The sequence below is a fragment of the Rhodococcus sp. Q genome, from assembly GCF_005503035.1.
In the GTDB taxonomy this organism is placed as follows: domain Bacteria; phylum Actinomycetota; class Actinomycetes; order Mycobacteriales; family Mycobacteriaceae; genus Rhodococcus_G.
In genome coordinates, this window is record NZ_SCOY01000004.1 from 139,802 (window position 1) to 152,516 (window position 12,715).

Genomic DNA, 12,715 nt, shown 5'->3' on the forward strand with positions numbered 1-12,715 from the left:
CGGCGCTCAGGTGTGGGCCGGCCCCCAGCGAGAATAGGACAGCGAGGTCACGGGCTGGTGGGCCACCGTCCCGGGGCCAGGTCCCCGCGCACTCCGGGTTCACCCTGATCTTTCCCTGATCTTGCGTCTGAGCTGGTGATTTGTCCGCCGCGCCGTGCCAGTCTTGTGGTCACGGGCAACCAACAGGTGGCGGCCCGAACGGAACGGAGATGTTGTCGTGTTCTGGAAGATTCTCGGAATCGTGGCGCTCGTCTGGATCGCGTTGGCCCTGGTCGGGGTCCTCGTGAAGGGACTGTTCTGGATCCTCGCGATCAGCGCCGTCGTATTCGGTGTGTACCTCCTGGTGAAGGCGTTCTCGGACAGCGACTCCAACGACATCACCCGGGTGTGACGCCGGCGACGTCCCGGTGAGCCGATGACGCCTGCGGCGAGGACAGTGGAGGGGTGACCGCCCCTCATACCGTTCTCACCCGGCCGCTGCTTCTGCTGATGGCCGTCGCGACGGGATTGTGCGCGGGTGGCAACTACTTCAACCAGCCGCTGCTCGACTCGATCGCCGACGCGCTCGGAGTCGGGCAGTCCGCGGCAGCCGTGACGGTCACCGTCGCGCAGGTGTCGTACGGCATCGGACTGCTGTTCCTGGTCCCGCTCGGCGACCTCCTGGACCGGCGTCGCCTGGCCGTCGGACTGATGGTGCTGGCGGCGACCGGTCAGGCGATCAGCGGGTTCGCGCCGTCGATCGGGTGGCTGATGATCGGCACGGCGATGGCCGGCCTGTTCTCGGTGGCAGCGCAGGTGCTCGTCCCGTTCGCTGCCACCCTTGCCGCACCGGAACGCCGCGCGACCGCCGTCGGGACTGTCATGAGCGGACTGCTGGTCGGCATCCTGTTGGCCCGCAGTGTCGCGGGTCTGTTGTCGGGGCTCGGAGGCTGGCAGACCGTGTACCGGGTCTCGGCGGTCGTGATGGTGGTGGTCGCGGCGGCATTGTGGCGTGCGCTGCCGAGTTCGCAGGAGCATCTCGGGCTCAGGTACCGGGGAATACTCGCGTCGATGGGGCGGCTGCTCCGGGACGAGCCGCGACTGCGCACCCGCAGCGTCCTCGGCGCGGTGAGCTTCGCGTCGATGGGCGTGGTGTTCGCGTCGATGGCGTTCCTGCTGGCGGGCGAGCCGTTCGGCCTCGACGACGTCGCGATCGGACTGGTCGGACTCGCGGGCGTCGCAGGTGCTGTGATGGCCAACGCGACCGGGCGCCTCGCCGACCGTGGCCTCGTTCAGGCCACGACCGGCGTCGGGACGGTGTTGCTGTGCGCGTCGTGGGGGCTGTTCGCTCTCGGTGGGCACCTCCTGATCGCGTTCCTCGCCGCGATGGTGATCGCGGACATGGCGCTGCAGTGTGTGCACGTGAGCAACCAGAGTGTGATCTACGAGCTGGCGCCGCATGCCCGATCCCGTGTGACGTCGGTGTACATGACGTCCTATTTCGTCGGCGGCGCAACAGGTTCCGCGCTCGGATCGGTGGCATGGTCGACGCACGGCTGGGCCGGCGTCTGCGTGCTCGGGTTGGTGCTCGCGGTGGTCGCGGTCGCGGTGTGGGCGTTGGATCTGCGTGTCGCGTCGCGCGCCGTCGCGGTACGGCAGGCATGCTGACGACATGGAGCACGCAACCGTGGAACCCGTACCCGAGGACTGGAACCGCGGCATCGTGATCGTCGCGCATCCGGACGACATCGAATACGGGTGCGCGGCCGCCGTCGCGCGGTGGACCGCGCAGGGCAAGGACATTCGCTACGTCCTCGCGACGAGCGGGGAGGCGGGCATCGAGGGCCTCGCGCCGGCCGAGTGCGGCCCACTTCGCGAGGCCGAGGAGCAGCGGTCGGCGGCCCTCGTCGGAGTGCACGAAGTGGAGTTCCTCGGCCACCCCGACGGCCGCCTCGAGTACGGACTGGAACTGCGCCGCTCCCTCGCCGGTGCGATTCGGCGGCACCGGCCCGACATGGTCGTCACCATGAATCACCGCGAGACGTGGGCGCCGGGACTGCGCAACAGTGCCGACCACCGTGCGGTCGGGCAGGCCGCACTCGACGCGGTCTCGGACGCCGCGAACGAGTGGATCTTTCCGGACCTGCCCGAACCGCGATGGACGGGCGTACGGCTGGCCGCGCTGAACGTCATGATCGGGTACACCCACGCCGTCGACGTCACCGACAGTGTCGCGGCCGCCGTCGCGTCGCTCACCGAGCACGCGCGCTACCTGACCGCGCTCTCCGACACCCCGGTCGAGGAACAGGCCGCCGCCCAGATTGCGATGGCGACCGGACCGAAGGCCGGATTCGCCGCCGAACGTGCAGTCGGATTCGAGCTCTACACGTTCTGACGGCGTCCCGGTGTCAGCGCACCGGTGCTCCGATGAGTACCCGACCGGCGCCAGGGACCACCTCGACGTCGATCGGTAGCGGCGCGATCCGTTCGCCGTCCGCATACGCGACGATGCCTGCGGCCTCCAATCGCACGGTGCGCGACCGGAACACCTGGACCTCGTCGAGGTCGACGTGTGTGCCCTTGTAGACGGTGGGGAACAGGCGCACCAGTTTGGTGCGGCTACCGGGAGCGACGATCACGACGTCGAGCTTGCCGTCGGTCAGTTCGGCCCCGGGTGCGATCAGCATGCCGCCGCCGTAGGAGGTGCCGTTTCCGAGCGACACCATCGCCGCGTCGACCTCGAGGGTGCGGTCGTCGAGAACGATGCGGTACGGGATCGACCGCAGGCTCGCCAGTTCCGCGATCATCGCGAGGTTGTATCGCATCGGTCCGCGGGGCCACTGCATCCGGTTCGCCCGGTCCGTCACGAGCGAGTCGAAACCACTGGCCAGGACGGTGCCGAACCAGTGGGTGCTGCCGTCGCCGCGGGTGACCCGACCGAGGTCGACGTCGGCGACGGTGCCGTCCGCGATGACGTCCGCGGCGGCGACGGGGTCGTCGACCGGGACGTGGAAGAGGCGCGCGTGGTCGTTGCCGGTGCCGCCGGGGATGATGCCCAGCGGAACGCCGGTTCCTGCGATGGCCTGCCACGCGATGTTGATCAGCCCGTCGCCCCCGACCGCGACGAGGGCGTCGGTGCCCGCGGCGACCGCGGCGCGGGCCACGGTCAGCGCATCGTCCGCGGTCGTGCCCTCGATGGAGGTGACCTCGAGTCTGCGGTCGCGCAGCCGCGCGGTCGCTGCGGCAGCCACCTCACGGGGGTGTCCGCCGCCCGCGTGGGGATTGGTCAGCACCGTCACCGATTTCATGGGATCAGCTTGCCAGGGTTGAGGATCCCGGACGGGTCGAGTGCGTCCTTGACCGACCGCAACACCGAGGCTCCGAGATCTCCGATCTCCGCTGACATCCACGGTCGGTGGTCGCGGCCCACGGCGTGGTGGTGGGTGATGGTTCCGCCCGTCGCGACGATCGCGTCACCGGCAGCCTGCTTCGCCGCCGCCCACTGGGCCAGCGGATCCGCCGTCTGCGCGCAGACGACCGTGAAGTACAGCGAAGCGCCGGTGGCGTAGGTGTGCGAGATGTGGCACATCACGAGCGGCGGCGTGCCCTGTGCTGCAAGGGATTCGGTCAGGGCAGTGGTGACGGCGCCGCGGAGCGCCGACAGGTTCGACCACTCGGTCGCCGTCTCCAGGGTCTCGACGATCGCCCCGGCGTTGAGCAGGGCGTCGCGCTGGTACGGAGCGTCGAAGCGGCCGTGCTCCCAGGAGAGCGCGGGGGCGTCGCCGAGATCGGTGCCGCCCGCCGCGGCGAGCAGCTCGTTGGCCTCGTCGGATCGCGCACGGACGTGCGCCGCAGTGCCCTCGACGGTGGTGATCGCCAGGCAGCCGGCGGCCGGGCTGTCGCCGCCGATGTCGCCGGCCAGTGCGAGGTTGAGACCGGTTTCCGCCTCGTCGGACAGTCGCATGACGGTCGGTGCCGCGCCCGTCTGTACGACGGTGCGAAGCGCGGCAGCGCCGGTTTCGAAGTCGGGGAACGACCATGCGCGGTACGCGGTCGTCTCGGGCACCGGGTGCACGCGCACCGCGACCTCGGTGATGACGCCGAAGGTGCCCTCCGATCCGACGAACAGTTCCCGGAGGTCGGGACCTGCAGCCGAGGCCGGGCCGCGTCCGAGGTCCAGCGAACCGGACGGGGTGGCGACGCGCAGTCGCTGGACCATGTCGTCGAAGCGGCCGTAGCCCGCGGACGCCTGCCCGGACGAGCGGGTGGCGGCGAATCCGCCGATCGTGGCGAACTGGAAGCTCTGCGGGAAGTGGCCGATCGAGAAGCCGTGGGCGCCGAGGAGCGCCTCGGCCTGGGGGCCGGTCAGTCCGGCCTGCAGGACGGCGATTCCGGACACCGGGTCCAGGTCGACCAGGGCGTCCAGGCGGCGCAGGTCCAGCGCCAGTACGGCGTCGAAGCCGCCGCGGACCGGATCGAGCCCGCCCACGACTGAGGTGCCTCCGCCGAACGGAACCACGGCGACGCCGGTGCGGGCACACCACTCCAGCAGCGCCAGAACCTCGTCGTGCGAGGCGGGCATGACAACGGCGTCCGGTGCGTCCTGTGGCTCGGTTGCCTTGCGGCGCAGCAGGTCCGGGGTCGACTTTCCGCCGGCGCGGCGCAGGCGTGTGGCGTCGTCCGTGTGGACGTTGTCTGCGCCGAGCAGCCATGCCAGGGCGTCGCGGTGCGCGTCCGTCAGGGCGCTCGGGCGCAGGGTGACGTCCGATTCGCTGGGCGGCGCGGTCTGCTCGGCGTCGACGCCGAGCGCGGCCCGCAGCAGGCCGAGAATCTGGGGTGAGAGCTGCTTGCGGTGCTCGCCGAGCCCCCAGGCGTCCCACTCCATGGTCGGGGCCGCAGTGGCCGGCCGTTCGGGTGATCCGATGGTCTCCATGCGTTACAGTCTTACATACGATGTCTATCCGTAACGAAGAATCCTCCGGGGCGCAGAGCTCCGCGCGCAGCGTCGACGACCAGATTCTCGACGCGGCACGCACCTGTGTCGTCGAGTTCGGTGTGCGGCGCACCACCCTCGCCGAGATCGCGCGTCGGGCAGGAGTCAGCAGGCCGACGGTGTACCGGCGCTGGCCCGACACCGGGGCAATCGTCGCCGACCTCCTCACCCGGGAGATCGGTACGGCGATGCCGCAGCCGTCCGGCGGAGGCAGTGCCCGCGCCCAGCTGGTTGCGGTGGTCGCGGGGATGTCGGAGACCGTCCGCACCCACCCGCTGTTCGAGAAGATCCTGCGATCGGACCCCGAACTGCTCGTCACCTACATCGTCGGCCGGCTCGGCGCGAGCCAGCGTGCGATCCTCGACCACCTGGTGCCCGCTGTCGAAGCGGGCCAGGCCGACGGATCGATCCGCGTCGGCGACCCCGTCGCGATCGGCGCCACGGTGCTGCTCATGATGCAGTCCGCGGTGCAGTCCGCCGGAATGGTCGCCGAACTCGTCGCGCCGGAGGCGCTCCTCGTCGAGTTCGTCGCCGCCGTCGACGCCTACCTGACCCCGTCCGCCTGACCCACTAGGAGCTCACCGTGCACGCCCACGCCCCGACCGCGCTCGACGCCACCCGCCGCGCCCGGGAACTGTCCGGTCTCGGAGACGGAGACCCGATCGACGTCCTGGTGATCGGCGGCGGTATCACCGGAGTCGGAGCGGCACTCGACGCCGCGTCCCGTGGCCTGCGGACGGTTCTCGTCGAGCGCCGTGATCTGGCGTTCGGCACCAGCCGGTGGAGTTCCAAACTGGCGCACGGCGGTCTGCGCTACCTCGCGACCGGGAACGTCGGCATCGCCCGGGAGAGCGCCGTCGAACGCGGCATCCTCATGACGCGAACCGCGCCTCACCTCATCCGTGCCCTACCGCAGCTGGTTCCGCTGCTGCCGTCCGTCGGACGATTCGAGAAGGCTCTGGTGCGAACGGGTTTCCTCGCGGGGGACGCGTTGCGTGCGACGGCACGGACCTCGTCGTCGGTGCTTCCGCGATCGCGCCGGATCGGCGCCGCTGAAACGATCGACCTCGCACCCGCCGTGCGGCGCGACGGCCTGCGCGGGGGACTGCTCGCGTACGACGGACAGTTGATCGACGACGCGCGGCTCGTTGTCGCGATCGCGCGGACCGCGGCCGGGCACGGCGCGCGCATCCTCACCCGGGTCGGGGCATACGACGTGACCGGCGACTCCGTCCGACTGCGGGACGAGTTGACGGGCGAGGAGACGACCGTGCGTCCCCGCGCCGTGGTGAACGCGTCCGGCGTGTGGGCCGGGCAGGTCGACCCGAGCATCGCACTCAAGCCGAGTCGCGGGACCCACCTGGTCCTGGACTCGGAGCGGCTCGGCAATCCGCGGGCGGCACTCACCGTCCCGATCCCGGGGGAGACGAACCGCTTCGTGTTCGCGCTGCCCGCGCAATTGGGTCGCGTCTACCTGGGGTTGACGGACGAGGCGGCGCCCGGGGAGATCCCCGACGTCCCGGTTGCCACCGAGTCGGAGATCGACTTCCTGTTGACGACCGTCAACACCGCGCTCGGTGTCGAACTGACCCGCACCGACGTCCTCGCCACCTACGCGGGACTGCGCCCACTGCTCGACACCGGCGACGGCGCCACCGCCGACCTGTCCCGCAATCACGCGGTCCTGACGTCGGACCGCGGGGTCATCAGTGTCGTCGGAGGCAAGCTGACCACCTACCGGAAGATGGCCCAGGATGCGGTCGACACCGCAGTCCGAGTCGGCGGACTGACCTCGGGACCGTGCGTCACGACCAACCTGCCGCTCGTCGGTGCCGGAACCCGTCCCGAGCCCGCCGGACTGCCGCAGTCGCTTCGTGCCCGCTACGGCGGCGAATCCGCGGCGGTCGCGAAGTCGGGGGAGCTCGTAGCGGTGGCCGACGGAATCGACGTCACCCGGGCCGAACTCGCGTTCGCGGTCACGCACGAGGGTGCGCTCGACGTCGACGACCTGCTCGATCGGCGAACCCGGATCGGACTCGTCCCCCAGGATCGCGAGCGTGCGCTCGACGCGGCGCGGGAGGCGCTCGGCTGACCGAGAAACCTGTCGGGGGTCGGTCGTAGTGTGGGGGAGTCCGGTACACCAGGCTGCACCGACCCATTCGGGAGTTCACATCATGGTCGCAAGTTCTTCCAACGGCGCTGCTCGTTCCAGCAGTGCGAAGTCCGACATCCTCGATCTGCTCGCCGAGCAGCGTCGCACGTTCCTCATCGCGTACCGCGGACTCGACGAGGTCGGCGCGCGGTCCCGAACCACGGCAAGCGAACTGACGCTGATCGCGCTGCTCAAGCACGTGTCCTTCACCGAACGCAACTGGATGCGCACCATCCGTGAATGCGACGAGAACGCGCAGTTCGACATGGCGGAAGGTATGGCGTCGTGGACGGTCGGTGAGGACGACACCGTCGAGTCGCTGACGGCGGGCTACGCGACCGTTGCGATGGAGACCGACGCGCTGCTCGCGGACCTCGACCTCGACCTGGCCGTCCCCCTGCCGACGGCGCCGTGGGCTCCGGAGCGGGAATGGTGGAGTGCTCGCAAGATCCTCATGCACGTGCTGCGGGAGACCGCGCAGCACGCGGGGCATGCGGACATCATCCGAGAGAGTCTCGACGGCGCGAACACCACCATGCAGATGGGCGCGGACGCCGGTATGGAGTTCTGACCGGACATTCCTCGCATACGTCGCGGCGCGGGAAGTGCGGTCGGGCGCGCGGGAGTACCTTTGGGCGACATGAGCATTCGCCTCGGATACCAGATCCCCAACTTCACGTACGGAACCCCGGTGCGGGAGTTGTTCCCGACCGTCGTCGCCCAGGTCCGCGAGGCGGAGGCGGCGGGCTTCGACACCGCGTTCGTGATGGACCATTTCTATCAACTGCCCGGCATCGGTGAACCCGACGAGCCGATGCTCGAGGCGTACACCACGCTGTCCGCGCTGGCGATGGCCACCACCGACATCGCGCTGTCGGCACTCGTCACCGGCAACACGTATCGCAACCCGGCGATGCTCGCGAAGACCGTCACCACCCTCGACGTCGTCAGCGGGGGTCGCGCCGTTCTCGGGATCGGTGCGGGCTGGTTCGAACTCGAGCATCGGCAACTCGGATTCGAGTTCGGTACCTTCACCGATCGGTTCGACCGGCTCGGGGAGGCTCTCGAGATCATCGTGCCGATGCTCCGCGGGCAGCGGCCCACGGTCGACGGACGCTGGTATCGCGCGGAGGGTGCGATCAACGAGCCCCGGATCCGCGACACCCTTCCGGTCCTGCTCGGGGGCGGCGGGGAACGCAAGACGTTCGGCTACGCCGCGCGGTACGCCGACCATCTCAACATCATCTGCAACGCGTCGGAACTGCCACGCAAACTCGATGCCCTCGCTCAGCGCTGCGAGGAAGCCGGCCGCGACCGAGCGACTCTCGACACCAGCTTCCTGGCATTCGTGATGCTCGACGAAGACGGCGACCGGGCCAGGCAGTCGCAGCGCGAGTTCCTCCTCTCGCGCGGCATCGATCTCGATGTGCTCTCGGACGACGCCCGAGCCGCCGCCACCGACCGCCAGTTCGTCGGGACGCCGGACGACGTCGCCGAGCAGATCCAGCGCCGCGTCCTCGACCAGGGTGTGGACGGGGTCGTGATCAACCTCGTCACCAACGGTCACCAGCCCGGGATGGTCGAACTGGCCGGACGCACACTCGGGCCACTCGTGTCCGGCTGATCGGCGGGTGTGGCACCCTGGTCGGATGCGCGTCGCCGTTGTCGCCGGACCCGATCCCGGCCATGCCATCCCCGCCATCGCCCTGTGCCTGAAACTCGGTGCCGCGGGCGATGATCCGGTGTTGTTCACCGGCGACCGCTGGCTCGACCCGGCCCGTGAGGCGGGGATCTCCGTCCGGAAGCTGAAGGGCCTCGCCCCCAGGCCGGAGGACGACGACCTCGACGCGGGCGCACGAATCCACTCCCGCGCCGCCTACATCTCGACCGAGATCCTGCCTGACCTGAGCGCGATGCTGCCCGAGCTGGTGGTTTCCGACATCCTCACCGCAGGCGGCGGCATGGCCGCGGAACGTCTCGACGTCCCCTGGGTGGAACTGTCCCCGCATCCGCTGTACTCACCGTCGGTGGGTCTCCCACCGATCGGCAGCGGCCTCGCGCCGGGTGAGGGCGTGCGCGGCAGGCTGCGTGACTCCATGATGCGCGCGGCAACCGGCCGGTCGATCAGGCAGGGACTGCGGCAACGGTCCGAAGCGCGGGTCGGAGTCGGCCTGCCCGCGCTGGACCCCGGCCCGGCTGCCCGGCTGATCGCGACGCTGCCCGCACTCGAGGTGCCCCGCCCCGACTGGCCCGAGAACGCGCACGTCGTCGGGCCGCTGCTGTGGGAACCGACCACCGACCTCCTCGACGTGCCGCCGGGTGACGAACCGCTGGTGATGATCGCGCCGTCCACCGCGCACACCGGAGCCGAAGGCATGCTCGAGACCGCGCTGGCGGCACTCGACGGAGCCGGCGTGCGGGTCGTCGCCTCCATGCTCGACACACCGCCCGCCGACCTGCCATCGTGGGCGCGGGCCGGACTCGGACGCCAGGACGCGCTGCTCGCCTCGGCGTCGGTCGTCGTGTGCGGCGCAGGGCACGGAATGCTCGCGAAGGCGCTCCTGGCCGGCGTCCCCGTGGTCGCGGTGCCCGGTGGCGGCGATCAGTGGGAGCTGGCCAACCGGGCGGCCCGGCAGGGCAGCGCGGTGGTCGTGCGGCCGCTGAGCCGGGACGCGCTGCGTGACGCGGTGCAGCAGGTGCTCGGTGACCCGTCCTTCGCGCAGGCGGCGCAGCGCGCGGCACAGACCGCCCCGGACGTCGAGGATCCCGTGGCGGTGTGCCGGGCCGTGGCCGCAGCCGCGCTGTCCTGATCGCCGGAACTGGAACTGACGGCACCGCCGTCGAGTAGATGGACGGCACGGCCGTCGTTGGATTGACGTCGCCGCCGTCGCCCCGACTACCGTGGCCGTGTGCGACTGACCGAGTTCAACGAACTGGTACACGGCGAGTTCGGCCGGCTCTATGGCGACTCCCTGCTCGTGGACCACGTACTGCTGAGCCTGGGCGGCAAAACTGCTGCCCAGGCGATCGAGGCCGGCTACGAGCCCCGTGAGGTGTGGCGGGCGCTGTGCGCCGATTTCGACGTCCCGCGATCCCGCTGGTAGTCGGCGCGGAAGGGGCGCGGACCAGGCGTTCCGGTGTCCGACACGCCGCCCCACTCGATTGACTCGAACAGGTGTTCGCTTATGCTGTGGGGGTACCCGTCCAGCGCGTCGGCAAAGTTTGTCGGTGCCCCCCTCTACGGTGACGACAACACCGTGAGACCCGCTCGATTCGCGAGTCACTCGACACGAGCAGCTGACTAAGGAGAACCGATGGCACCGCAGGCACACGATCGCGACAAGGCGCTCGAGCTCGCACTGGCGCAGATCGACAAGAACTTCGGCAAGGGTTCCGTGATGCGTCTCGGTGAGGAGGCTCGCCAGCCCATCTCGGTGATCCCCACCGGCTCCATCGCGCTGGACGTGGCACTCGGTATCGGCGGTCTGCCGCGCGGCCGCGTCGTCGAGATCTACGGTCCGGAGTCCTCGGGTAAGACGACGGTCGCGCTGCACGCCGTCGCGAACGCACAGGCGGCAGGCGGCATCGCCGCGTTCATCGACGCCGAGCACGCACTCGACCCGGAGTACGCACGCAAGCTCGGTGTCGACACCGATGCGCTCCTCGTCTCCCAGCCCGACACCGGTGAGCAGGCGCTCGAGATCGCCGACATGCTGATCCGCTCCGGTGCGCTCGACATCATCGTCATCGACTCCGTCGCCGCGCTCGTGCCGCGCGCGGAGATCGAGGGCGAGATGGGTGACAGCCACGTCGGCCTGCAGGCCCGGTTGATGAGCCAGGCACTCCGGAAGATGACGGGCGCCCTGAACAACTCGGGCACCACGGCCATCTTCATCAACCAGCTGCGCGAGAAGATCGGCGTGATGTTCGGTTCGCCGGAGACCACCACCGGCGGTAAGGCGCTCAAGTTCTACTCCTCGGTGCGCCTGGACGTGCGGCGTATCGAGACCCTGAAGGACGGCGGCGACGCGGTCGGCAACCGCACGCGCGTCAAGGTCGTCAAGAACAAGGTGTCCCCGCCGTTCAAGCAGGCCGAGTTCGACATCCTCTACGGTCAGGGCATCTCGAAGGAGGGCTCGCTCATCGACATGGGTGTCGAGCACGGGTTCATCCGCAAGTCGGGTTCCTGGTTCACCTATGAGGGCGACCAGCTGGGGCAGGGCAAGGAGAACGCCCGCAAGTTCCTGCTGGAGAACACCGACATTCGCGACGAGATCGAGAAGAAGATCAAGGAGAAGCTGGGCATCGGTGCCGACGTGACCGTCGAGGGCACCGACGACGAGCCCGTCGACTTCTAGGTCTCGGCATGGAACCGGACGACCGTTCCCGGCCGGCGCGTCGCCGTGTCGATGACGGAGGCGAGCAGCGCCGCCGCGAGCCGCGGCGTGGCGTCGACGTCGGTTCCCTCGCTCCGGCCGAGCAGGAGGCGCAGGCCAAGGACCTGTGCCTGCGCCTCCTGACGGACCGCGCACGCAGTCGCGCGGAACTGTCGAAGAAGTTGACGGACAAGGGGTTCGCCCCCGATGTGATCGTCCGGGTCCTGGATCGCCTCGCCGAGGTGAAGCTGGTCGACGACGTCGCGTTCGCCTCGCAGTGGGTCCACTCACGGCACACGTATTCCGGCAAGGGCAAACGCGCGCTGGCAATGGAGTTGCGCACCAAGGGTGTCGCGCCGGAGGTGGCGGCCACTGCGTTGGACGAGATCGACGGCGACGACGAGCGTGCCCGCGCCACCGAGTTGGTACGGCGCAAGCTCAGGACCGCGTCACTGGACTTCGAGGTCGACGGCCCGGGTGGGCGGAGCAGCGAGCGGGACCGCCTCGTGCGCCGCCTGGTGTCGATGCTCGCCCGCCGCGGCTACCCGCAGGGCATGTCGTTCGACGTCGTGAAAACCGAACTCGCTCAAGCGGGCTCGGAGATCGACGAACTTCTCGACTGAGCAGTCGCGCTCAGAACCGCTCCACGAATCGGTACCAGTCGCCGCCGATGTGGTCGTACCCGATGTCCCCGTCGTGGCGGGGTGCGCCGAGATGTGGCACGCCTTCCGGTAGGTACGCGATACCGACGGAGTCGATGAGTCCGCCCTGCGTGAAGAACAGGCATCCGCCGTCGAATTCCCGTGTCGACCGCACCGAGTAGACACCGATTCGACGGTGCTCGAGGGAGTAGGTGCAATCGGCCGCGGCGTCGGCCAGCGCGGGCTTCGACACCAGGAATCCGAGTCGGAACGGTGCCTGCACCACGACCAGCGCCGCGGTGACGAGTACGAACGCGGGAGCGACGACCGCGGGCGCGAGCAGAGTTCGTCGCACGGTGCGGTAGCGGAACCACCCGATCACCACGAGAACGAGCCAGGCAATGCCGAGCAGCACCAGTGCCCACCCGGCGAGCATGAAGTACACGAAGTCCACGACCGGGGCCGCGGACGACCAGAGCATCACCCCACAGGCGGCGGCAACGAGGCACGGAACGGCGATCCCGGTCGTCGCACGCCACCAGCGGGGCGCACCGGTGTGCACCGTCACGTGCGG

The 12,715-nt window shown here is 69.7% G+C and carries 14 protein-coding genes; 11 read left to right on the forward strand and 3 right to left on the reverse strand.

Annotated features, from left to right (window positions below; translation table 11 throughout):
- The first annotated feature begins 217 nt into the window (after window positions 1-217).
- From FFS72_RS26360 to FFS72_RS06270, 3 genes are read left to right on the forward strand one after another with little or no spacing between them, the layout of a single operon-like run.
- Window positions 218-391, forward strand: a complete 174-nt coding sequence (locus tag FFS72_RS26360; protein WP_171018574.1) for a hypothetical protein — start codon at window positions 218-220, stop codon at window positions 389-391.
- 53 nt (window positions 392-444) lie between these two features.
- Window positions 445-1,647, forward strand: a complete 1,203-nt coding sequence (locus FFS72_RS06265) for an MFS transporter (protein ID WP_502704082.1) — start codon at window positions 445-447, stop codon at window positions 1,645-1,647.
- 19 nt (window positions 1,648-1,666) lie between these two features.
- Window positions 1,667-2,374, forward strand: a complete 708-nt coding sequence (locus tag FFS72_RS06270) for a PIG-L deacetylase family protein (RefSeq protein WP_137873249.1) — start codon at window positions 1,667-1,669, stop codon at window positions 2,372-2,374.
- A gap of 13 nt (window positions 2,375-2,387) precedes the next feature.
- On the opposite strand, the gene FFS72_RS06275 is transcribed toward FFS72_RS06270, so the two are convergent.
- A complete protein-coding gene (locus FFS72_RS06275) occupies window positions 2,388-3,287 on the reverse strand; it encodes a diacylglycerol kinase (RefSeq protein ID WP_137873138.1) in 900 nt (299 codons plus the stop codon).
- A complete protein-coding gene (locus tag FFS72_RS06280) occupies window positions 3,284-4,864 on the reverse strand; it encodes an FAD-binding oxidoreductase (protein ID WP_171018582.1) in 1,581 nt (526 codons plus the stop codon). The genes FFS72_RS06275 and FFS72_RS06280 overlap by 4 nt, the downstream gene beginning before the upstream one ends.
- Window positions 4,865-4,932: 68 nt before the next feature.
- Here FFS72_RS06280 and FFS72_RS06285 point away from each other — a divergent pair, with 68 nt between their 5' ends.
- The 8 genes from FFS72_RS06285 (at window position 4,933) to recX (ending at window position 12,123) form a co-directional block, all read left to right on the forward strand.
- Window positions 4,933-5,538, forward strand: coding sequence for a TetR/AcrR family transcriptional regulator (locus FFS72_RS06285; RefSeq protein ID WP_137873140.1), 606 nt, complete (start codon window positions 4,933-4,935; stop codon window positions 5,536-5,538).
- A gap of 17 nt (window positions 5,539-5,555) precedes the next feature.
- The gene (locus FFS72_RS06290) at window positions 5,556-7,064 is read left to right on the forward strand and encodes a glycerol-3-phosphate dehydrogenase/oxidase (protein ID WP_137873141.1); all 1,509 of its coding nucleotides are present in this window, start codon (window positions 5,556-5,558) and stop codon (window positions 7,062-7,064) included.
- Between the two features lie 82 nt (window positions 7,065-7,146).
- Window positions 7,147-7,695 carry a DinB family protein gene (locus FFS72_RS06295; RefSeq protein WP_137873142.1) on the forward strand — a complete coding sequence of 183 codons (549 nt, stop codon included), beginning with the start codon at window positions 7,147-7,149 and terminating at the stop codon, window positions 7,693-7,695.
- A 69-nt stretch (window positions 7,696-7,764) separates the two neighbouring features.
- Window positions 7,765-8,748, forward strand: a complete 984-nt coding sequence (locus FFS72_RS06300; protein WP_137873143.1) for an LLM class F420-dependent oxidoreductase — start codon at window positions 7,765-7,767, stop codon at window positions 8,746-8,748.
- Window positions 8,749-8,773: 25 nt separating this feature from the next.
- Complete coding sequence (locus tag FFS72_RS06305; RefSeq protein ID WP_137873144.1) at window positions 8,774-9,934, forward strand: glycosyltransferase; 1,161 nt, start codon at window positions 8,774-8,776, stop codon at window positions 9,932-9,934.
- A gap of 99 nt (window positions 9,935-10,033) precedes the next feature.
- Window positions 10,034-10,228 carry a DUF3046 domain-containing protein gene (locus FFS72_RS06310; protein ID WP_050066168.1) on the forward strand — a complete coding sequence of 65 codons (195 nt, stop codon included), beginning with the start codon at window positions 10,034-10,036 and terminating at the stop codon, window positions 10,226-10,228.
- Window positions 10,229-10,438: 210 nt separating this feature from the next.
- Window positions 10,439-11,482, forward strand: coding sequence for a recombinase RecA (gene recA, locus FFS72_RS06315; RefSeq protein WP_050066167.1), 1,044 nt, complete (start codon window positions 10,439-10,441; stop codon window positions 11,480-11,482).
- 8 nt (window positions 11,483-11,490) lie between these two features.
- The gene (gene recX / locus FFS72_RS06320) at window positions 11,491-12,123 is read left to right on the forward strand and encodes a recombination regulator RecX (protein ID WP_137873145.1); all 633 of its coding nucleotides are present in this window, start codon (window positions 11,491-11,493) and stop codon (window positions 12,121-12,123) included.
- 10 nt (window positions 12,124-12,133) lie between these two features.
- Here the strand turns inward: recX and FFS72_RS06325 are convergent, their stop codons facing one another.
- Complete coding sequence (locus tag FFS72_RS06325; protein WP_249353150.1) at window positions 12,134-12,709, reverse strand: hypothetical protein; 576 nt, start codon at window positions 12,707-12,709, stop codon at window positions 12,134-12,136.
- Between the last annotated feature and the right edge of the window lie 6 nt (window positions 12,710-12,715).

Excerpts from the sequence above, each read along its gene's own strand:
- FFS72_RS06275 (WP_137873138.1), bottom strand. The coding sequence starts at position 3,287 with ATGAAATCGGTGACGGTGCTGACCAATCCCCACGCGGGCGGCGGACAC.
- FFS72_RS06280 (WP_171018582.1), bottom strand. The coding sequence starts at position 4,864 with ATGGAGTGGGACGCCTGGGGGCTCGGCGAGCACCGCAAGCAGCTCTCA.
- FFS72_RS06285 (WP_137873140.1), top strand. The coding sequence starts at position 4,933 with ATGTCTATCCGTAACGAAGAATCCTCCGGGGCGCAGAGCTCCGCGCGC.
- FFS72_RS06295 (WP_137873142.1), top strand. The coding sequence starts at position 7,147 with ATGGTCGCAAGTTCTTCCAACGGCGCTGCTCGTTCCAGCAGTGCGAAG.
- FFS72_RS06300 (WP_137873143.1), top strand. The coding sequence starts at position 7,765 with ATGAGCATTCGCCTCGGATACCAGATCCCCAACTTCACGTACGGAACC.
- FFS72_RS06305 (WP_137873144.1), top strand. The coding sequence starts at position 8,774 with ATGCGCGTCGCCGTTGTCGCCGGACCCGATCCCGGCCATGCCATCCCC.
- recA (WP_050066167.1), top strand. The coding sequence starts at position 10,439 with ATGGCACCGCAGGCACACGATCGCGACAAGGCGCTCGAGCTCGCACTG.
- recX (WP_137873145.1), top strand. The coding sequence starts at position 11,491 with ATGGAACCGGACGACCGTTCCCGGCCGGCGCGTCGCCGTGTCGATGAC.